The 19,769-nt window shown below is 30.1% G+C and carries 24 protein-coding genes and 1 pseudogene; 15 read left to right on the top strand and 10 right to left on the bottom strand.

Annotation, left to right across the window (positions count from 1 at the left end):
- Positions 1–308: 308 nt before the first annotated feature.
- From ACQY1Q_RS16230 to ACQY1Q_RS16205, 6 genes are all read right to left on the bottom strand, one after another.
- Positions 309–1,325, bottom strand: a complete 1,017-nt coding sequence (locus ACQY1Q_RS16230) for a helix-turn-helix domain-containing protein (RefSeq protein ID WP_431006384.1) — start codon at positions 1,323–1,325, stop codon at positions 309–311.
- Positions 1,326–1,374: 49 nt separating this feature from the next.
- Positions 1,375–1,509, bottom strand: a complete 135-nt coding sequence (locus ACQY1Q_RS16225) for a hypothetical protein (protein WP_431006383.1) — start codon at positions 1,507–1,509, stop codon at positions 1,375–1,377.
- A gap of 644 nt (positions 1,510–2,153) precedes the next feature.
- A complete protein-coding gene (locus tag ACQY1Q_RS16220) occupies positions 2,154–2,525 on the bottom strand; it encodes a hypothetical protein (RefSeq protein WP_431006382.1) in 372 nt (123 codons plus the stop codon).
- A gap of 206 nt (positions 2,526–2,731) precedes the next feature.
- Positions 2,732–4,879 (bottom strand): ATP-binding protein, encoded by a 2,148-nt coding sequence (locus ACQY1Q_RS16215; RefSeq protein WP_431006381.1) that lies wholly within the window; start codon positions 4,877–4,879, stop codon positions 2,732–2,734.
- Positions 4,880–4,883: 4 nt separating this feature from the next.
- Complete coding sequence (locus ACQY1Q_RS16210) at positions 4,884–5,330, bottom strand: response regulator (protein ID WP_431006380.1); 447 nt, start codon at positions 5,328–5,330, stop codon at positions 4,884–4,886.
- A 2-nt stretch (positions 5,331–5,332) separates the two neighbouring features.
- Positions 5,333–5,887 (bottom strand): helix-turn-helix domain-containing protein, encoded by a 555-nt coding sequence (locus ACQY1Q_RS16205; protein WP_431006379.1) that lies wholly within the window; start codon positions 5,885–5,887, stop codon positions 5,333–5,335.
- A 133-nt stretch (positions 5,888–6,020) separates the two neighbouring features.
- Between ACQY1Q_RS16205 and ACQY1Q_RS16200 the strand changes: the two genes are divergently transcribed.
- Complete coding sequence (locus tag ACQY1Q_RS16200; RefSeq protein WP_431006378.1) at positions 6,021–6,464, top strand: BLUF domain-containing protein; 444 nt, start codon at positions 6,021–6,023, stop codon at positions 6,462–6,464.
- 49 nt (positions 6,465–6,513) lie between these two features.
- On the opposite strand, the gene ACQY1Q_RS16195 is transcribed toward ACQY1Q_RS16200, so the two are convergent.
- Positions 6,514–6,966, bottom strand: coding sequence for a ferritin-like domain-containing protein (locus ACQY1Q_RS16195; protein ID WP_431006377.1), 453 nt, complete (start codon positions 6,964–6,966; stop codon positions 6,514–6,516).
- A 225-nt stretch (positions 6,967–7,191) separates the two neighbouring features.
- On the opposite strand from ACQY1Q_RS16195, the gene ACQY1Q_RS16190 reads away from it, so the two are divergent.
- The 4 genes from ACQY1Q_RS16190 (at position 7,192) to ACQY1Q_RS16175 (ending at position 8,819) form a co-directional block, all read left to right on the top strand.
- The gene (locus tag ACQY1Q_RS16190) at positions 7,192–7,632 is read left to right on the top strand and encodes a pyridoxamine 5'-phosphate oxidase family protein (RefSeq protein ID WP_431006376.1); all 441 of its coding nucleotides are present in this window, start codon (positions 7,192–7,194) and stop codon (positions 7,630–7,632) included.
- Positions 7,633–7,907: 275 nt separating this feature from the next.
- On the top strand, positions 7,908–8,270 hold the full coding sequence (locus ACQY1Q_RS16185; RefSeq protein ID WP_431006375.1) for a YtxH domain-containing protein: 363 nt from the start codon (positions 7,908–7,910) through the stop codon (positions 8,268–8,270).
- Positions 8,270–8,632, top strand: coding sequence for a hypothetical protein (locus ACQY1Q_RS16180; RefSeq protein ID WP_431006374.1), 363 nt, complete (start codon positions 8,270–8,272; stop codon positions 8,630–8,632). Before ACQY1Q_RS16185 ends, ACQY1Q_RS16180 begins: the two co-directional genes overlap by 1 nt.
- The gene (locus ACQY1Q_RS16175) at positions 8,613–8,819 is read left to right on the top strand and encodes a hypothetical protein (RefSeq protein ID WP_431006373.1); all 207 of its coding nucleotides are present in this window, start codon (positions 8,613–8,615) and stop codon (positions 8,817–8,819) included. The genes ACQY1Q_RS16180 and ACQY1Q_RS16175 overlap by 20 nt, the downstream gene beginning before the upstream one ends.
- A gap of 110 nt (positions 8,820–8,929) precedes the next feature.
- On the opposite strand, the pseudogene ACQY1Q_RS16170 reads toward ACQY1Q_RS16175, so the two are convergent.
- From ACQY1Q_RS16170 to ACQY1Q_RS16160, 3 genes and pseudogenes are all read right to left on the bottom strand, one after another.
- A pseudogene (locus tag ACQY1Q_RS16170) lies at positions 8,930–9,204 on the bottom strand (IS1 family transposase); the annotation flags it as partial.
- Between the two features lie 318 nt (positions 9,205–9,522).
- On the bottom strand, positions 9,523–9,915 hold the full coding sequence (locus tag ACQY1Q_RS16165; RefSeq protein WP_431006372.1) for an arsenate reductase family protein: 393 nt from the start codon (positions 9,913–9,915) through the stop codon (positions 9,523–9,525).
- Positions 9,916–10,057: 142 nt separating this feature from the next.
- Positions 10,058–10,228 carry a hypothetical protein gene (locus tag ACQY1Q_RS16160; RefSeq protein WP_431006371.1) on the bottom strand — a complete coding sequence of 57 codons (171 nt, stop codon included), beginning with the start codon at positions 10,226–10,228 and terminating at the stop codon, positions 10,058–10,060.
- 534 nt (positions 10,229–10,762) lie between these two features.
- Between ACQY1Q_RS16160 and ACQY1Q_RS16155 the strand changes: the two genes are divergently transcribed.
- The 10 genes from ACQY1Q_RS16155 to ACQY1Q_RS16110 all read left to right on the top strand — a co-directional run bounded on the left by ACQY1Q_RS16155 (position 10,763) and on the right by ACQY1Q_RS16110 (position 19,695).
- Complete coding sequence (locus tag ACQY1Q_RS16155) at positions 10,763–11,311, top strand: hypothetical protein (RefSeq protein ID WP_431006370.1); 549 nt, start codon at positions 10,763–10,765, stop codon at positions 11,309–11,311.
- A 163-nt stretch (positions 11,312–11,474) separates the two neighbouring features.
- Entirely contained in the window at positions 11,475–11,756 is a 282-nt protein-coding gene (locus tag ACQY1Q_RS16150) for an HPF/RaiA family ribosome-associated protein (protein ID WP_431006369.1), read from the top strand.
- An 824-nt stretch (positions 11,757–12,580) separates the two neighbouring features.
- A complete protein-coding gene (ccoS, locus tag ACQY1Q_RS16145) occupies positions 12,581–12,751 on the top strand; it encodes a cbb3-type cytochrome oxidase assembly protein CcoS (protein WP_431006368.1) in 171 nt (56 codons plus the stop codon).
- Between the two features lie 26 nt (positions 12,752–12,777).
- Positions 12,778–14,979 (top strand): cytochrome-c oxidase, cbb3-type subunit I, encoded by a 2,202-nt coding sequence (gene ccoN / locus ACQY1Q_RS16140; RefSeq protein WP_431006367.1) that lies wholly within the window; start codon positions 12,778–12,780, stop codon positions 14,977–14,979.
- 5 nt (positions 14,980–14,984) lie between these two features.
- Positions 14,985–15,152 (top strand): CcoQ/FixQ family Cbb3-type cytochrome c oxidase assembly chaperone, encoded by a 168-nt coding sequence (locus ACQY1Q_RS16135; protein ID WP_431006366.1) that lies wholly within the window; start codon positions 14,985–14,987, stop codon positions 15,150–15,152.
- A 15-nt stretch (positions 15,153–15,167) separates the two neighbouring features.
- Complete coding sequence (locus ACQY1Q_RS16130) at positions 15,168–16,115, top strand: cbb3-type cytochrome c oxidase N-terminal domain-containing protein (RefSeq protein WP_431006365.1); 948 nt, start codon at positions 15,168–15,170, stop codon at positions 16,113–16,115.
- A 37-nt stretch (positions 16,116–16,152) separates the two neighbouring features.
- Positions 16,153–17,574 (top strand): cytochrome c oxidase accessory protein CcoG, encoded by a 1,422-nt coding sequence (gene ccoG, locus ACQY1Q_RS16125; RefSeq protein WP_431006364.1) that lies wholly within the window; start codon positions 16,153–16,155, stop codon positions 17,572–17,574.
- Between the two features lie 48 nt (positions 17,575–17,622).
- Entirely contained in the window at positions 17,623–18,069 is a 447-nt protein-coding gene (locus ACQY1Q_RS16120) for a FixH family protein (protein ID WP_431006363.1), read from the top strand.
- On the top strand, positions 18,069–18,773 hold the full coding sequence (locus ACQY1Q_RS16115) for a sulfite exporter TauE/SafE family protein (RefSeq protein ID WP_431006362.1): 705 nt from the start codon (positions 18,069–18,071) through the stop codon (positions 18,771–18,773). The genes ACQY1Q_RS16120 and ACQY1Q_RS16115 overlap by 1 nt, the downstream gene beginning before the upstream one ends.
- A gap of 88 nt (positions 18,774–18,861) precedes the next feature.
- Entirely contained in the window at positions 18,862–19,695 is an 834-nt protein-coding gene (locus ACQY1Q_RS16110) for a universal stress protein (protein ID WP_431006361.1), read from the top strand.
- Positions 19,696–19,769: the final 74 nt, after the last annotated feature.

Raw genomic sequence — 19,769 nt, 5'->3', positions numbered from 1 at the left:
AAAAAACCAGAGAAGCTAGCCTCTCTGGTTTAAATAATATTTTTTAAATCTGTCAACCTATTTTAGGACGACTCATGGGGTATTATGTTATCTTACGATAGGTTTTTTGATGATGTAAAAATACAACACATTTACAGCTTTTTTTTACTTTTTAGGTATCCTACTTTTTTTAAAAGATACAATTCGTTTATCTGTAGCTTAATGGTAAAACTATTTATAAATCGAGGCTTTTACACCAAAATATACGCTAATAAAAATAGGAAGCTATTTTATGTATAACTTCCTATTTCGTTTTTGATTGATATATATTATGCTGTTGCAGCTAACTTAACTCTAGATTTGTATTCGGTTGGTGTACAGTTATATTTTTGCTTAAATATTTTACAAAAATAACTTCTGCTTGAAAAACCTATTGAATATACAATTTGAGAAATATTCAAATCACTGTTTTTAATCATTTGCTCTGATTTTTTAACTCTTTCATCACGAATAAAATCGTTTACCGTGGTATGATGCATTAACTTAAATCCTTCTTGTAATTTAGCAGCCGTCATACCTGTTTTTTTACATAAATCATCTACCGTTGTGGCTTCTTCAGGGTAGTTTTTAATAAAGGTTGAAATTTCTTTAATTTCTTTCATTTCATTTACTGTTAAGCTACCTGTATTAACTGCCGTGTTTTTAATATCTCTTTTATATTGTTGTATTTCTAAGGCTAAAATAATATGTACCATTCCTTCAACTATTAAACTTCGTACAACGCCATCTTGTTTAATAGCATTTAATTGCTGAATTTTTTCAGCTATTTCTAAATTATAAGAACTGATAAAGGCGTGGTTTTCTTTTTTATCTTTAATAAACGTTTCAAACAACTGCTCTTGTACCGTATTGCTTTTTACTTCTTTTGTTAATTTGTATGACGTAATTAGCGTAATATTCACAAAGGTATCTTTAGGAAAATAAATGGTATTATTAGCCGATACTACGTTAGATAAAATAGCGGTTTGAAAAGGTTCTAAAACATTTTTCTGAGTATTTCCGGTAAACTGGTGCGTAACGGTTCCTTCTGAACAGTACGCAAAATTTACGGCTTTATCAATGTCTGACTCTATGTGTAACACAACATCTTCTTCAAAGGTTACGTTAAATTCTAAATAAAAAATACTGTTTTTTAACAACATTCCTCGTACTTCACCTGATCCTAAGGGGTTATGAAAACGTAAACAGTGCTCTTTAAAACATTTTTCATAAGAGGCAGATAATTGTTCTTGTAATTGGCTAAATGTCTTTGCTGCTGAATTGGTATTTATATGTATTGATTTCATAATTTCTTAGTTTTTAGTTATGGCTTAGTTTTTTAAAATGGTTTCATTTTTATTTATCTAAAGGCTTTTTTTCTTTTGCCACCATATTAGCTTCTGATTGTATTTTTGCTAAGTATTCTGCCTTAGCAATTACACGACCAACTTTTGCGTTTAGTTTATCTGAATCATTAGATAGTGTACTCATTTTTAGATCGTTTTTAATTACATTACAAAGATGCAATGGTGAGGAAGCTTTTTTGTTACACAATTTTTGCTTTGTGTTATATAATTTTTAGAAATCTTGTTTTTTAACGATACTTTTACCTAAACAAGTTCTTAATATACAAGACACTAACTATACCTGTCAGGTAACTAGAGGAAGTTTATTGTAATAATCTGAGTTTGATTAGTATTACGAATATGAAATATTGTTATTCTTTTAATTAACGTAAGTTCAATATAACTTTTGTTTTACATCTTTATGATTCGTTTATGATTTTAACAAATCTTTATTGTTCATTTTCTTTGCTTGTCCAAAGAAAACGAACCAAAAGAAAAGACACTTTTACGAGGAATTTTTAAACTTCGTTTAAAACCATCTGAAAAACACTGCGTCGTTTTACTCCTGGTTTCAGTGCTTTTTCAGATTATTCTGCGTAAAAGAAAAGCAAAGCTTTGCTTTGCCTGCTACAAATTCTTACGTTGAACTCACGTTAATTAAAAGAATAACAACATTTCGATACAGTTTTTTTCTTTACCTCAGAAAAACCACTCGATGTGCCATCAATAAAAACTAAAAAGAGGATGCTTTTAAAAAACATCCTCTTACAATTCAAAATTAACATGGTACTACCTCTTACAGTTAGCACTCCATGTTTTACCGTTTTTTGCCATTTTTATATTTAGGGTACTCTCATCTATGATAATAATACTAGCTTCATCCCAATCTAATTCAAATTTGTTTTCACCTTTTTCAATTTCTAAGTCTCCCAGAGTAGGAATATCATCTGAAAAGATAAAGCTATAGCTATCTCCTACTTTAGTAACAGTAACGCTACCGCTTTCATTTGAAATTTCATTACTATCGTTTGAGTAAGACACTTTACCTTCATAGGTTCCAACAAACAAATTATTATCTTTCGGATCATCGTTTTTACTACATGAACTCATTACTAATAAGGTTACCGCAAATACACTAAAAAATTTGATTAATTTTTTCATTGTTTATAGTTTTTAAATTATATAGCAAAGATCTAACGGCAGCACATCTTTTACGTTACACAATTTTTTGTTTGTATTACATAATTTTAAGAACAGCTATACTGCTCTTGTAACTAGAGTACATTTTTTACCAATACATACGTTGGTACTATTTTTAGCTATTTTAATAAAGAGATGCAATGAAATGCTGTTTATAGAAGTTAACGTTAAGCCGGTAAATACATCGTAAATACAGAACCACTACCTTTTATACTGGTAGCTGTTATATACCCTTCATGTTTTACTACTATTTTTTTACAAATAGCTAACCCTATACCGGTACCGGAATACTCGTGTTTTTGGTGTAAACGTTGAAACATTTCAAATATTTTATCGCGCATATTGTTGTCAAACCCAATACCGTTATCAATGACTTTTATTTGGTAGTAAGCTTCATGTCCTTTTACAAAAGGTTCATCTATTTGACTGCTTTTAATTTTTTTAGAAACAATTTGAATTGCCAACTTTTTATTCGTATCACGATATTTAATAGCATTTGATATTAAATTATTGAATAGTTGGTTAAGCTGAAAATCTATGCCTCGAACACTAGGTAAGGTTTCGGTTTGTATATAAGCTTCAGATTCTTCTATTTTTAATGATAATTCGTCTTGCACATTTTGTAATACCTCATTTAAATCAACCAATGTAAAATCATCTGTTTTTCGGTTAATACGAGAAAACGCCAGTAAATTATCTATCAGTTTACGCATACGTTTACTGGCATCTGTAGCTCTCTCAATATAATTTTGATTTCTTTCAGATAAGTTTTCTGCCTCAGACAAACGAGATAAATACATTTGTACTTTGCGCAACGGTTCTTGCAAATCATGACTGGCAATTCTGTTAAATGATTCTAACTCTATGTTTTGATGAATTAACTCGGCGTTTTTTTGTTGCAATTGTTTTTCAGCAGCTACCTGTTTGGTTAAATCTTGTATAACACCAATCATGGTTGTTGTTTCACCATGCTTATTAAATATACCGTTTGTATAAATATATTTTATTTGGTTTTGTTTGGTTATTACTCTAAAAGTAAATTTTACAGGTTTTCCATTTTCATAGGCTTCGTTAACATTAGCGTCATACAGGGCCACATCTTCCGGATGGGTAAATTCTCTGAACTTTTCTGAAGAAGATTCAAATTCTTGCGGTTCGTAGCCTAAAATTCGATACACGTTGTCTGATAAAACCGTATAATCTCGATCCATATACCAAACATAGCTTCCCATTTCAGCAATCTTTTCGGCCTCTTTTAATAAATTATTACTCAGTAATAACTCTGCATTTAATTTGGCTAATTGCTTGGCATCTTGGGTAGCTTTAGAAATATCAGAAATAATAACTTTGATATCATTTTCTGCCGGGAATAAACGAGTAAGTAACGTTCTTTCTTTTCCTTTTACAACTACTTCAGAAATTTCTTCTATAACCTTTTTTTCTGTAAACGATTCTATTAATTTATGTATTCCTTCCTTTTTTAAAAAAGGAAAAACCTCCGTAACGTGCATTCCTTCAATATCATCAATCTCAAAATGAGTTAGTTGTTTATTTGCCTTACTGGCATACTCAATTTTAAAATCAACCACATCAGAGTTTTGGTCATAAACAGGAAGGTAAAGGTTTACTATATTTTCTGTACTTTCTAAAATATTTTCTAAAAAAGAAGCGGTTTTGGTATGGGCTTTTTTATCAATAAATAATTTATAAATAGATAACAGGAGTAATAAAATGGCTACTAATGATGAAATAATCATCATTAAAGCCAAGTAATAATTTTTATTTTTTTTGTCTATAGCAGCTTTTGATATTTTAGCCTGTTGGTAGTTAACTATCCTTTCTTTTATTAAATCAATTTCTTCTAATAAACTACCTATTTCTCCTACCCTTTTTTGTATCATTCTTCTAGACATGTAGGTGGTAGAATCGGTTACCGAAAAAACATCAAAAAGTTGTTGTTGTTTTAAGGATATGTCTTTTATTCTTGATAACTGAATGTCATCATTTTTAAAATTAGAACGCAGGTGATTAATAATACTATCTATATGATTGTTAACAGCCTGTACCTTTTTGGCATTCATTTTTTGTTTTAGTAACGATGCCTGCAGGTGTTCTTCTTCTAATATTTTATATTTTTTTGAAAGTTCATCTAACTTTATAAACTCTTCATATACCGCGGTTGATTCTTCTACAGAGCTTTCAAATTTTAAAAAAAATAAATACGATACTAAAAATACAGCAACTAAAGTACCTACTGCAAATACAGATAGTAATACATATATTTTAGTTGTTAAAAGCTTTTTAGTACGAATCATTAACTTATAATCTTAATAAAAAATTTTCCTTTTTAAGGTTAGAAGTATGGTATTGCCAATTAATTTGTAATACTTTTTCTATGGCTTTTTTTAGTTCTTTAAAAGTTTCCGGTTTATTTATATAAATACTGGCACCGTTTACAAAGGTTTCTTCAATATCTGCTTCTGATGAAGATGTTGAATATATAGCCACAATAATGTTTTGCAATTTAGGGGTTCTTTTTATTTCCGTCAAACACTCCATTCCGTTTTTTATGGGCATATTCAAGTCTAAAAAAATTAAATCCGGCAAAACAGCCTCATTGCTATGCAGATAATCCATAAGATGTTGACCATGGTTAAATGTGGTAAGCTTTGTTGCTACCTCAATTTCTTCAATTGCCTCTTCAAAAAACAAACGATCATCTAAATCATCATCTGTTAAAATTACGTTTAAGGGCTTTTTAGTCATGTTTAGTTAGTAGTTAACTGGTTACGTTTTTCTATAATTCTTTTAAACGCAGAAGTGGTTAATCCAGTTGTTTTTTTAAACTGACCTGATAAATGAGCCACGCTGCTATAATTTAATTTATAGGCTATTTCTGTTAAAGTTAGATTGGTTGTTATTAAAAAATCTTTTACCAAATCTACTTTTCGTAAAATTATATAATTTTCTATAGAAGTATAAGTTGCTTCAGAAAATAAGTTAGATAAGTAAGAATACGAATAATTTAATTTATCTGATAAATAATCAGACGTATTTATTCTTGTTGCTTCTTCATCACTTAACATATCATCTATACAAATTTTTATACGTTGAATAATATCTAAGTTCAAATCATTCACTATTTCAATTCCAAAAGGTGTTAGTAATTCTTGTAACTCCATTTTTTGGGCTAGTGATAATTCTTTTGTAAACTGTATTTCCTGAATGTTATGTATGGTATATTCTAGATTAAAACGGTTTAAATGATGTTTCAAAAAAGATTTTAGGGTTGCATTACTATCAAACTTTAGACTTATTTTCATACAAATTTATATTAGCACAAAAGTACTATAACTAACCGTATGTTTTAAAAAATATTTTACGGCTGAAAAATATTAAACTGAGTATTTTTTTGTACTTTTTGTATTTGTTTTTAGCTTTAATTTGCCAGCTATTATGATATACCAACTAACCTATACTTCTGAAGCTATTGAAACCTTAGCTGATGATGATATTTACGCTATTTTAAAGTCTTCTGAACAAAACAATCATCAGTTAAAAATTTCGGGTTGTTTATTACTGTACAATCAAAAGTTTTATCAAATTTTAGAAGGAAATGAAGCGCTTGTTTTAGAGCTTTATGAGCAAATTAAACGTGATCCTAGGCATTATAATGTAACACTAACAGCTACCAGTTATGCTAAAGAGCCTTTATATAAAGATTGGGGAATGATTTTTCAGGATGTTACTACATCTGCAACTGACCCTGAAGATGTACAACAGTTTGAACGAACCTTGTTAATGTTAGAATCGTTAACAGAAAAAACTACGGAATCTGAGATTTGGTTTTGGAGAGAAATTAAAAAGGAATTAGTAAAGAAAAAAGTTATTGTTCATTAAAAAAAGCCACCTTATAAGGTAGCTTTTAGCTCTTTAGTATAGCAATCTATTATTTAATTCTCTCAAAATAATCTGCTCTGTTATAACTACTTTCAATAGCATTACGTTGTTTGCGTAGTACGTTTACTGTAGATGCCGGTAAAGAGGTATCTTCTAACAAATCTTCATAATCTTCTAAAGCTGCTTTTTCACCATTTCTTACTTCTTCTAACACAGACTCTTCATCATTTGTAGAAAATAACGCTTTGGTATCCATCCAAGCTCTGTGTAAAAAGCCGGTAGCACTTCCGCTATCTTCTTTAATTTCTAATCCGTTGGCTAACAACTCATTTCTTAATTCATTTTTAAACCCTTCTCTTTCTAATGCTTTTTGAGTAAAAAAGTTTTTTAGGGTTGCATTATCAACATTTTTAGCCGCTTTTTTAAATCCTTTTTCTGCATCATATGCTTTTTCTAATAAATCGTTAAACTTATTTTCTGTGCTTTTTGAAAACATTTCCATAATAAATATATTTTAAGGTTACTACTTAGTTTTTTGTGATGAATGAATCACCTACACTGCAAATTTCTTCAGATTGCTACTTGGTTTTTAACGCAAACAATTCAAACATTAGCTCATATAAAAAATTAACCTGTAAAAGCAAATGAGCACCTTAAAAATTGATTTGAGTTAACCAAAGCTTTAATTGTTTTTCATCTTTGTAATGGCAAAAAAACTTTTATAGACATGGTAAAAATTAACGAATTGGCATGTAAAAATGCCGTAGGAAAAATTCAATCAACTTTGATAAACAATCCTACCTGTATGTTAATTAGTTCTTTGAATATGACAAATCCTTCAGTTTGCCCAATGACCGTAAAAACAATTGAAGGTAATAATGCTATTTGGTTTTTATCACATAAACAGTCTGAGCATTATAACAACATTAAAAACAATAATAATGTGTTACTAACATTTGTTAACAATACAGATAAAGAATATTTATCTATAAGCGGGCAGGGATTTCATTTTGACACGGAAGAAGTAATTGATGTTTTGTGGGATGAACAGGACGTGAAATGGTATGAAAACGGGAAAAAAGATGAACATATTGTTGCTTTAAAAGTAGTGATAAACGATGCTTATTATTGGGATACCTTTGAGCAAAAATCAATATTAGTAGAGTAATTAAATAGAGTTTGATATAAAATTACAGAGTACGAATTATTAAAAGCAACTTGACGTTTCAAGTTGCTTTTTTAGTTTGGGCTTCTTTCATTAAAATACGTCATTTCTATTTTTTTAGAGATTCTATAGCTATTTGTTAAAATAGTTTTGTTTATCACACTTTTAACTCAAAAAACACAAATGAGTTAATGATTATTTCAATAGAGTTAATCTTTAAAAGCCTTCCTTGCTAATTTTGTTGTAGAAATAAATTAGTAACCTTAAAAATAAAAAATATGAATAGCAATAACACCATAGGATTATTAGTAAGTGCGGCCATAGGTGCCGGTTTAGGTATTTTATTTGCTCCGGACAAGGGTAGCAAAACAAGACAGAAAATTGCCGATAAAGTAAGCGAAACTAAAGACTCATTAGCTGCTGAAGCAGATCATTTAAAAGATACCTTAGCTACTAAAGCATCTGATATTAGAAATAGTGTTTCAGAAGCTGTTGCATCTAAAAGTCATACGTTAGAAGAAAAAATAGATACCATTGTAACTGATGCCAGTTATAAAGCAGACGATATTATTTCTTCTTTAGAAAGTAAATTAAAAGCTTTAAAAGAGAAAAATAAAAAATTACAAACAGCTTCTAAATAATGGCACTTTTTAACTCCTTAGAACATACAACGAATACTGCTGTAAAAAAAGGCGAAACATTTTTGAAAAATTCTGAGCAATATTATAAACTCAAAACTTTTCAAGTAGTAACCCTTTCAATAAGTTTACTTGTTAAAGCAACTATTATAGGTTTATTTTTATTAATCGCCTTTATTTTCATAGCCGTTGCTTTGTCAAACGTAATCAGTGATTATTTAAATAATAAAACCTTAGGGTATTTATTAGTGGCTTTACTATATGTAGTTTTTGCCATAATTACATACATTTTACGTAAATCTATTGAAAACAGTATTATTAAAAACCTTTCTAAAAACTTTTTTGATGATGAAGAGCATATATAATAATAACGATGAGATAAAAAAAGAATTAAAAAGACTGCGTTTACAGCGTGATATTTCTATTGAGGAGTTAAAAATTATCAAACATCAGCTTAAAGATGATTTGTCTTTTCCTAATTGGATAGAAACGGCATTAAAAGCTTTAAGCAAATACGGAGTGTATAGTTTAGTAAAAAAAATAGTTAGTTAAGTAAGGTCACGGTTGATTGATTGTTGATGTAAAGGGTTTAGATTTTTATCTGAACCCTTTTGATTTTGGTATCTCTTAGATTAATTGTACTTATTTAAAAAACACTTAGTTATTTTTATAAATAGCTTATCAATCTCAACCTTACCCGTAAAACGATTAAAGCATGGTGTTTTAATTTGTTTACTAATCTTTAACATTCTTGATTAAACGGTATTTTTAGAAATGTGTAATACTCTAGAAATTCCTCTAACACCACAACTTTATTTTAGTAAACCTTAATGAAGTCATTTGTATCTGATTTATAAGCTTGATATCTATACTCTTCCTGAAAATACAATCTACAATCTTTACAGTATAATCGTTGTTTCTTATTTTGAAAACCTTTTAACCCAAGAAGACATTACCAGTATAAAACTATGTTAAAGACTTTTGTGTTTCAAAAAGAAGCTAAAAAACAACTTTCTTAAAACTAAAAAACCACGCTATAATTGTCTATAACGTGGCTTTTATCTTTATTTTAAAATTTAATTTCTAATTGCTTACTCTTACTCGTCACGAGCAAAGGATGCTCGCGCTAGCTGGGGATTATATGGGAGTTTTTAAATACCTAAGTGTCTTGTTTATATAGCTTATGAATGGCTACAATGAAAAATTCTCTCGAATTTTCCACTGTACGCCAAACACAAACATATTTCTTTACACATTAATGAATATCATTATTAAGTTTTTCAGAAAAAATCATCATATCTGATTTTTCTTTAATATGTATAGCTCTATTACAATTAATAGCTATTGGGTTTTGCAGTAAACTGGGGGTATGTTTAATTATTTTTAACCAATCAGACACTAAAAAGTCTGTAGCATTACCAACATCTTTAGCGTTAGGATGTTCCGGTGAAAATAATTCTCCTAATGACACCCCAATCATATCGGCAATTTCTAACCATATTGTTTGTGAAATATTTTCATTACAAATGTCAATGGTCTGTATTTTTTTATCGATACTTTTTGCGTAGGCTAACATTTCTCTACCAAAGTTAGACTCACATGAATATATATAAAGTAATTGTCTGTTATCTTTTGCTAAAAAACTCATAAGCATAAGGTTTAGTTATCTAAAACAAAAATATTTCAGTTTTTAATTTTCTGTTAACTCAAACAAGTTAAATCTTAACTCATCTAACTTCATAACTATTACCATGTGAGCTTTTAAGAGTTTTTATTTACAGGCAATAATTTTAAAGTAGCTCCTTACCAAATAGTACTACAAAGGTAAATCCTACAACTAATACGGTAACTACAATGTAAAAACCTACTTTAGTAATAGTATCATTTTTAAAAATGTAATTTCTGTTCTTTGATTCTGGTTTGTTTTTTACAATCTCGAAATTCTCACGTCCTTGTTTCATACTAATATTGTTTTATGATAATAGCATAAATTTAATTGAGAAACTTATGCTACTATGATTAATATGTGTACAAAAGTAACAAGCACGCTCATAAGCTCTTAGTTCATTTCATTTTTATATTTGCTCATATAAAATGAATACTCAGTTCGTATAATAATCGTTAGCTTTTTCTTTAATTAAAAATTACTAAGCAATTTTAGCAGTAAAAACATAGAAAGTTTTTAGCTCCGAAACTCTTATCATTCTCTTATAAATAATAAAGTATAGAATAAAACTTTAATCATAGGTAACACTATACAACTACTTCATACAACTCTTTCCATTAATGTATATGAGCAAATCTCTTTTTGTTTTGAGTTAAGAGAAACTCTTTTACCTATATAACTTTGCCGTGTAGTTATTGTATTCCTATACAAGACTCCTTAAAAGTATTAGAGGTGCTTACATTATAAAAGTACCTTAATACAATAGATGTAAAAAAGTAGCATCTTAAAAAAAGTACTGATAACCTAAAATTTAAATATCATGAATAAAATGAAAAAAATAACTTTAAGCATTCTTTTCTTATGTGCTATTGTAACCGTAAATGCACAGTCTGATGTTATGAAAACATCTAAAGTAAAAAAAACAGTAAGAGTCAATGAAAAAGGTGAAGCTTATGAAACTAAAGTAAAAGTTATTACCGAAAAAACTCAACGAACTCAATTTGATCCGAATCAAAAACATCAATTAAATCAAGATCGTATAGAAACACCGGTAACGGTAGAGAAAACTGTTATGATTGATAATGATATGGATCCGTTTTATGATAAATCTACCGAAATTCAATATTTCAACCATAACGGAAAAAAATATGACTTTTTTATAGATAATGACAATGTATTAATTACTTATAGAATTGATGATAAGAAAGTGAACTCTGCCAGAGCTTATAAATCTAAAAACAATGGGTTTTATATTATTACCGGTGATGAATTTAATGGGGTTGGATATTTTAATAAAAGCAACGATTTTGTAGTAGAGTATTATGATCATGTTTCTAATGGTGTAGAATATGCCGTATTTGAAAGCATTGAAATGTAATCTACCAACAAAAAGAAACTACTAATCATTTATTCATCATTTATCTTTATGATAATGAAAACCGAGTAATCAACTATTAAAAACATTAAACTCTTTTAAAGGAATATGAATTCAAACAAATGAATTAGCTTTTAAAAGAGTTTAATTTTAAAAACTGATAAGGATGCATATTACTTTTGACTATATAAATATTGAAAACACAAACGCCCAACTTGAAAAGTTTTCTCTTATTAAGCTTCAGCATTTACTAATTAAATATCCGTTTGTAAAAAAAACAGATATTTTCTTTAAAATTGACACTGATAACCTTAATGAAAAATATTGCGGAATTAGAATAAGTACTCCTGCATCTAGAATTTTAGCTTATTCTAACGAAAATGAATTTGAAGCAGCTATATATAAAACCATAAATAAATTAGATATTATACTAACTTCTGCTTGCTAGTTTTACAGAGCAACAGTTTCTGCTTGCTTTAACTAGATAGCCTTTTCATCAACTTTTTTTTCAAAAATAATTTTACCTCTCTTAAGCTGCTATCAAATATAGCTTTCAAAAAACAAAGTACTAAAATATATTTAACCTTTTCAATAACCTCTGTTTTATTATCTTATAAAGAATTGAGCTAATTAATAACTCTAGACTTTTTTTACCTTTTTATAAAAAAATAAGAAGTACTAAAACAGGTTACCATTTTAATACTTCTTACCATCACGCTATTATTACTTCTAAACTACGTTACTAAAGTAACACATTGTTAATCAAAACTTTTCTAAATTAAGGCGATATACCATTTACTATCGATAAGTGGTTATTAATCATCGATAAAAAATGAGCTCGTATTAAGAGCTCATATAAAAATCAAGTTCGGGGGGGGACTTATTTAACAAGGTATATTTTAACGGTAAAAGTATAATCTATTATTTTTTCTGAAGAAGATATTAGCTCTGTAACTCTACATATATGATAAAATCAATAAAAATGTAGATAAAAGAGTTTTAGAAATATAAAGCTAAGCGTCCGCTTTTTATCAATTACCATAATAGTTAAAACTCAGCCTCTACCCTTTTATACTTTTTATTTTTCACAACTTTTATAATCAATTTTTATTCATCATTTTTTTAATGTACATTTAATACACTAAGTCAATAAGTTACAACTATGAAAATTACTTTAGTGGTAAAAAAATCAAGAAATTTTTAAACATGATAAATATCATATTTTAAATTCTCTTTCAAAGTTACTTTTGACATATAATTATCAGGCAAGATATGAGCGTTATTTACTTATTACTTTCACTAAGCATTTTAGTGGCAATTATTTTTTTTATTGCATTTATTGTTTCTGTAAAAAATGGACAGTATGATGATTCGTACACGCCTTCCGTGCGTATGCTGTTTGATGATGAACTAGTAAAAGAAGAAACAAATATTAACAACTAACAATAGATATTAAATTCAGATAGATTATGGAAATGCAACAATTTTATTACGATAATAAGATCGTAAAAAAATTCATCTATGCAACCTTACTCTGGGGAATCGTAGGTTTCTCAGTTGGTTTGCTACTGGCTTTTATGTTTTTATTCCCAAATATTACTGACGGAATCTCTTGGTTAAGTTTCGGTCGTTTACGTCCGCTACATACCAATGCCGTAATATTTGCCTTTGTGGGTAACGCCATCTTTGCCGGAGTGTACTACTCACTACAAAGGTTATTAAAAGCAAGAATGGCAAGTGATTTTTTAAGTAACTTTAATTTTTGGGGATGGCAATTAATTATTGTTGCAGCAGCTATAACATTACCATTAGGGTTTACGACCTCTAAAGAGTACGCAGAATTAGAATGGCCTATTGATATTGCCATTGCTTTAGTATGGGTTGCTTTTGGGGTAAACATGATATGGACAATTCTAAAAAGAAGACAACGACACCTTTACGTAGCCGTTTGGTTTTATTTAGGAACTTTTGTTACCGTAGCTGTGCTTCATATCTTCAACAGTTTAGAACTTCCTGTAAGCTTTTTAAAAAGTTATTCTGTGTACGCGGGGGTACAAGATGCTTTAGTTCAATGGTGGTATGGACACAATGCGGTAGCATTTTTCTTAACAACACCTTTTTTAGGTTTAATGTACTACTTTGTTCCTAAAGCGGCAAATAGACCGGTATATTCATATAGATTATCTATTGTACACTTCTGGTCATTAATATTTATCTACATCTGGGCAGGACCTCACCACTTATTATATACCTCATTACCTGACTGGGCACAAAATTTAGGTGTTGCTTTTTCTGTTATGCTTATTGCTCCTTCTTGGGGAGGTATGATTAACGGATTATTAACACTTCGTGGAGCTTGGGATAAAGTAAGAATCGATCCTGTATTAAAATTTATGGTAGTAGCTATTACCGGTTATGGTATGGCCACTTTTGAAGGTCCAATGTTATCCTTAAAAAATGTAAATGCTATTGCTCACTTTAGTGATTGGATTATTGCTCACGTACACGTAGGTGCTTTAGCTTGGAATGGTTTCATGACCTTTGGTATGTTATACTGGTTAATACCTCGTTTATTTAAAACTAAATTACACTCTACAGGTTTAGCTAACTTCCATTTCTGGATTGGTACTTTAGGTATTATTATGTATGCTTTACCAATGTATGTTGCCGGTTTTGTTCAAGCTTCTATGTGGAAACAATTTAACCCGGATGGTACACTAACTTACGGTAACTTCTTAGAAACTGTAAACGAAATTATACCTATGTACTGGATGCGTGCTATTGGTGGTAGTTTATACATCTTAGGTGCTTTGGTAATGCTTTATAACGTTATTAAAACTGTAAAATCTGGAAGTAATGTTACTGATGAATTAGCTGAAGCTGCTGCTTTAAGTAAGGTTTCTAAATACAGAACTTCTAGTGAAACTTGGCACACTTGGTTAGAAAGAAGACCTATTAAATTAACCATTTACGCTACCATAGCTATTTTAATTGGAGGTATTGTTCAAATTATACCAACCTTATTAGTAAAATCGAACATTCCAACTATTACCAGCGTTAAACCTTATACAGCGCTAGAATTAGAAGGTAGAGATATTTATATACGTGAAGGCTGTGTAAGCTGTCACTCACAAATGATTCGTCCGTTTAGAAGTGAAGTTGAACGTTACGGAGAATATGCAAAAGCAGGAGAATTTGTATATGACCATCCATTTTTATGGGGTAGTAAACGTACCGGACCGGATTTATTAAGAATCGGTGGTAAGTATTCAGATAGCTGGCACTTAAACCACATGTATGATCCGCAAAGTACTTCTCCGGGATCTATCATGCCTAGATATCCTTGGTTATTGAAAAATAAATTAGATAGATCTAGCACGGAAGGAAAAATGAAAGCAATGGTAACTTTAGGAGTTCCTTACACAGAAGACGACATTGCTAACGCTCAAACTAATATGGAAGAACAGGGTAAAAAGATTGAAGAAAATTTACACGCAGACCCTGACTTTGCCAAAACATACCAGGCTGATAAAAAGTATGCTCAAGAAAACGGTTTAAATTTCATTGAAATGAAAGATAGAGAAATTGTTGCCTTAATTGCTTACTTACAAAGATTAGGTACGGATATTAAAGTTAAAGATGTAGAAGATCAATTAAGTGCTAAAAACTAGAAATCATGTTAAAATTTGTAAAAAACCACTTAGAGAGTATTACGGGAGTTGAAATTTACCCAATTATCTCATTAACTATTTTCTTTACATTTTTTGTAGTGTTGTTTTGGTGGGTGTTTACCGCCAAGAAAGAATATATAAATAAGGTAAGCCACTTACCGTTAGATAACTAGTAAAACAAAATTCTGATGAAAAAATATTTTCAATCATTAGCATATATCACTTTTATTGGGGTAACAGCATTTGCCATCATAAAAGCAATAACCGCATATGAAAACCCATTTAGCCTGTATGAAAATCCGTTAGTTTGGATTGCCATTGTTGCTTTAATTCTTGTTATACTTTTAAAAGAATTGGTTAACATAGTAGCGTTAAAAAAGGCTGAAGAGCTCCAAATGGAAAAAGAGGGCATTAACCCTGAAGAAGTAGACAACTGGGCTTGGGCAAAAGAACTTCTAAAAAAATGGACGAAAGCCAAAGCAGTTGAAGAAGAAGGAGAAATTGTATTAGACCATAATTATGATGGTATTAAAGAGTTAGACAACTCATTACCGCCATGGTGGTTATACATGTTCTACGCTACTATTATTTTTGGTGTTGTATATTTAGTTAGATACCACATTTTTAACGGTGACAACCAAACAATTGAATATGAAAAAGCAGTTGCTCAGGCTCAAAAAGAATTAGATGCTTTCAGAGCTACCTCTAAAGATGCTGTTATTGATATGGAAACCGTAGTAGCTCTTACAGATGAGGCTTCTTTAAGTAGAGGAAAAGCTGTTTTTAATCTAAACTGTGCTGCCTGTCATATGCAAGATGGTGGTGGTGGTATCGGACCAAACTTAACCGACAAATACTGGATTTTAGGAGGTGGTATTAAAAATGTTTTCAGAACTATTTCTAAAGGAGGTAGAGATGGTAAAGGTATGGTTGCCTGGGAAAAAACACTAAAACCTGCCGATGTACAAAAAGTAGCTAGTTACGTATTGTCTTTACAAGGTACTACACCAGCAAAAGCAAAAGAACCTCAAGGAGATTTATATGAGGAAGCCGGAGCTGCTGCTACTGAAAAAGCTACAGAAACCGGAACAACAGAAGAAACACCAAAAGAAGAACAAACAGAAGAAAATAAGTAGTAAATAGTTAACACAATTTTGTTATTTATTAGTTAATATGGAAACTCCCAAGAACGAACATTTTAGAGATAGCATAAGTACTGTAAACAGTGAAGGTAAACGTTCTTGGGTTTTTCCTAAAAAACCCAGCGGTAAATTTTTCAAGTACAGAACCTATGTGAGCTACTTTTTATTAGCTTTTTTACTAACGGCTCCGTTTATAAAAATTAACGGTAACCAGTTTTTACTGTTCAATGTATTAGAAAGACGCTTTAATATTTTTGGTTTTCCTTTTTGGCCTCAAGATTTTCACCTACTCGTTATTTCAATGATTATAGGTGTGGTATTTATCATCTTATTTACCGTAGTTTTTGGTAGAATATTTTGTGGTTGGATTTGTCCTCAAACCATTTTTATGGAAATGGTTTTTAGAAAAATAGAATATCTAATTGAAGGAGACAGAGGAAAACAAATGAGGTTAGACAAACAACCTTGGAAAGCTGAAAAAATTAGAAAAAGAATTTTGAAATGGAGTTTGTTTTTTATCATTTCATTTATTATTGCTAACGTATTTTTAGCCTATTTAATTGGTGGAGATCAACTAATCAGTTACATAACCGGAAATCCTTCTGATCATGTTAGCACCTTAATATCTCTATTAATCTTTACAGGTGTATTCTACTTTATTTTTACTTGGTTTAGAGAGCAAGTATGTATTATTGCTTGTCCTTACGGAAGGTTACAAGGGGTTTTACTCGATAACAAAACAATAAATGTAGCCTACGATTATGTAAGAGGTGAAAAAGAAACCGGAAGAGCTAAATTTAAAAAGAACGAAGACAGAGCTGCAACAGGTAAAGGAGATTGTATTGATTGCATGCAATGTGTACACGTATGCCCTACCGGAATTGATATTAGAAACGGAACTCAATTAGAATGTGTAAACTGTACAGCCTGTATTGATGAGTGTGACCATATGATGGAAAAAGTAGGGCTACCTACAGGTCTTATTAGATATGCTAGTGAAGAAAACATTAGTAAAAAGGCACCATTTAAATTCACTGCTCGTATAAAAGGCTATACTGCTGTATTAGCTATTTTAATAAGTGTGCTTATTGGTATGCTGTTTTTACGTAACGATGTTGAAGCGACCATTTTAAGATTACCGGGACAATTATATCAGCATAAAGAAGGTGATGTTATTAGTAATATTTATACCTATAAAGTTATTAATAAAACCACACATACAATAGAAGATGTTAGTTACAAACTTTTATCACATAAAGGAAAAATAGAAACAGTAACACATCAAAACTTTGAAGTTCCTAAACAAGGTTTAGCTGAAGGTACCTTATTTATAGAACTACATCAATCTCAAATGAAACAAGAAAAAGAAAAAATAAGAATAGGGGTTTATAGTGGCGATAAACTTATTGAAACAACAACAACCAACTTCTTAGGACCAAGAAGTTACCGATAACAAATCAGTTGTATTGCTTTTATTACAATACATTAAAAACAAGAAATTATGAAATTAAATTGGGGCACGGGTATAGTACTAGTAATAGTAGGTTTTATTGGTTTTATTATGTATTTCGTAATAACTATGAGTACCGATAAAAAGTACAATCATGATTTAGTAACTGAAAAATACTATCAAAAAGAACTTGAATTTCAAAATAATATTGAAGCTGCTCAAAATGCTAAGCAGTTAAAAAACAACATAACCATTAAAAAGTCAGAAGAAGGGTTAATTATTAACTTCCCAAAAGATTTTGATTATCAAAAAATTAAGGGAAAAGTGTTCCTTTACAGACCATCTAATAAACAACTGGATTTCGAATTGCCACTTTCGCTTTCCAATACATACTTGCTCGTGCCTGAGAAACGTTTATTGGGTGGTCGCTGGAACATTACAATAAATTGGGAATACGAAGGTAAAGATTATTTATTTAAAGAAGAACTAATTTACTAATGCTACTTTCTGCCATCATATTAGGTTTGTTGGGTAGTTTTCACTGTATAGGCATGTGTGGCCCAATTGCTTTTATGTTGCCTGTTCAGAGAAATAATCCGGTAAAGCAATTTTTCCAAATTACCAGCTACCATTTAGGCAGACTGTTTACCTACAGTTTAATTGGACTCCTCTTTGGAATGTTAGGTAAAGGGTTTTACTTTTTTGGGTTTCAACAACAACTTTCAATAATTGTTGGACTCATCATGATTCTTATGGTATTACTTCCTAAAGTAGCCGGCAAACTAACTTTTATTGCTAACCCTATCAATAAATTAATTTTTAAAGTAAAAACTGCTTTAGGTAGTGAATTAAAAAAGAAAGGAAATGATACCTTTTTTACCATCGGTTTCCTAAACGGTTTTTTGCCTTGTGGTTTAGTTTACATGGCAGTTTTTGGGACATTAACTACCTCAAATGCTTTATATGGTGCCTTATATATGTTTTTATTTGGTTTAGGTACCATTCCTTTAATGACTTCTGTTGTATACTTAGGTAATTTTACAACACCTGCTATCCGAAAAAAAATTCAAAAAGCTATTCCTTATGTAGTGGTTGTTATCGGACTCTTGTTTATTATCAGAGGTTTAGGACTCAATATTCCATATATTTCTCCTGCTGAAACAGTATCAAATATTACACAACCGGTAAAAGGTTGCCATTAAAAATAAATTTACTGTTAAGTCTGATAAAAATCATGTTTTTACAATATTAAAAGAACTAACTTAGAGCATCAATCAAAAACTATTAATTATGCAAAAAATAATTGTTCCAGTTGATTTTTCAACTTATTCAGAAAATGCTTTAAAATCAGCTGCCAGTTTAGCAAAAAAACATAATGCAGAAGTTATAGCTGTACATATGCTTGAACTTTCTAATGCTATTGCTTCACAATCTGAAGCCTATTTACAAGAACAAACTATGTTTTTGTATAAAATGGCAGAAAAAAGGTTTTCAGATTTTTTAGAAGCAGATTATTTAGTTGGTGTAAAAGTTTCTCCTATTATTAAACACTTTAAGATTTTTAGTGAATTAGATCAGTTAGCCAGAGAAGAAGATGCTGATTTAATTATTATGGGATCTCAAGGAACGAGTGGTATTAAAGAAATGTTTATCGGATCTAATACCGAGAAAGTTATTAGGTATTCTCATGTTCCGGTTATTGTGGTAAAAAATCATCCTATTGAAAATGATTTTAAAACGGCTGTTTTTGCTTGTGATTTCTCAGATGATGATTTGAAGCCTTACCAAGAAGCTAAAACGTTTTTTAATGCTCTTGGAACTGAATTAAAGTTGGTATATGTGATAACTCCTACATCCAGGTTTAAAAGTACACAGGAAATAACAGAAAAAATAGAGAAGTTTTTTACAAAAACTAATGAAGGTGCTGATGCTGTTAAAAACGTACAAATTATTGCTGATTATTCTGTTGAAGAAGGTATTTTTTACTACGCAAATAACAGTAAGGCAGATATTATTGCTCTAGCAACACACGGCAGAAAAGGTATAGCACACTTTTTTGAAGGTAGTATTTCTGAAGATATTGCAAACCACAGTAAATTACCGGTGGTTACATTTAAAATCTGAGTCGTCCTAAAATAGGTTGACAGATTTAAAAAATATTATTTAAACCAGAGAGGCTAGCTTCTCTGGTTTTTTGT

Origin of the sequence: Tenacibaculum sp. TC6 (assembly GCF_050606265.1) — a bacterium.
In the GTDB taxonomy this organism is placed as follows: domain Bacteria; phylum Bacteroidota; class Bacteroidia; order Flavobacteriales; family Flavobacteriaceae; genus Polaribacter.
The sequence above is the reverse complement of the archived record's forward strand: the minus strand, read 5'-3'. Positions and strand labels throughout refer to the sequence as shown.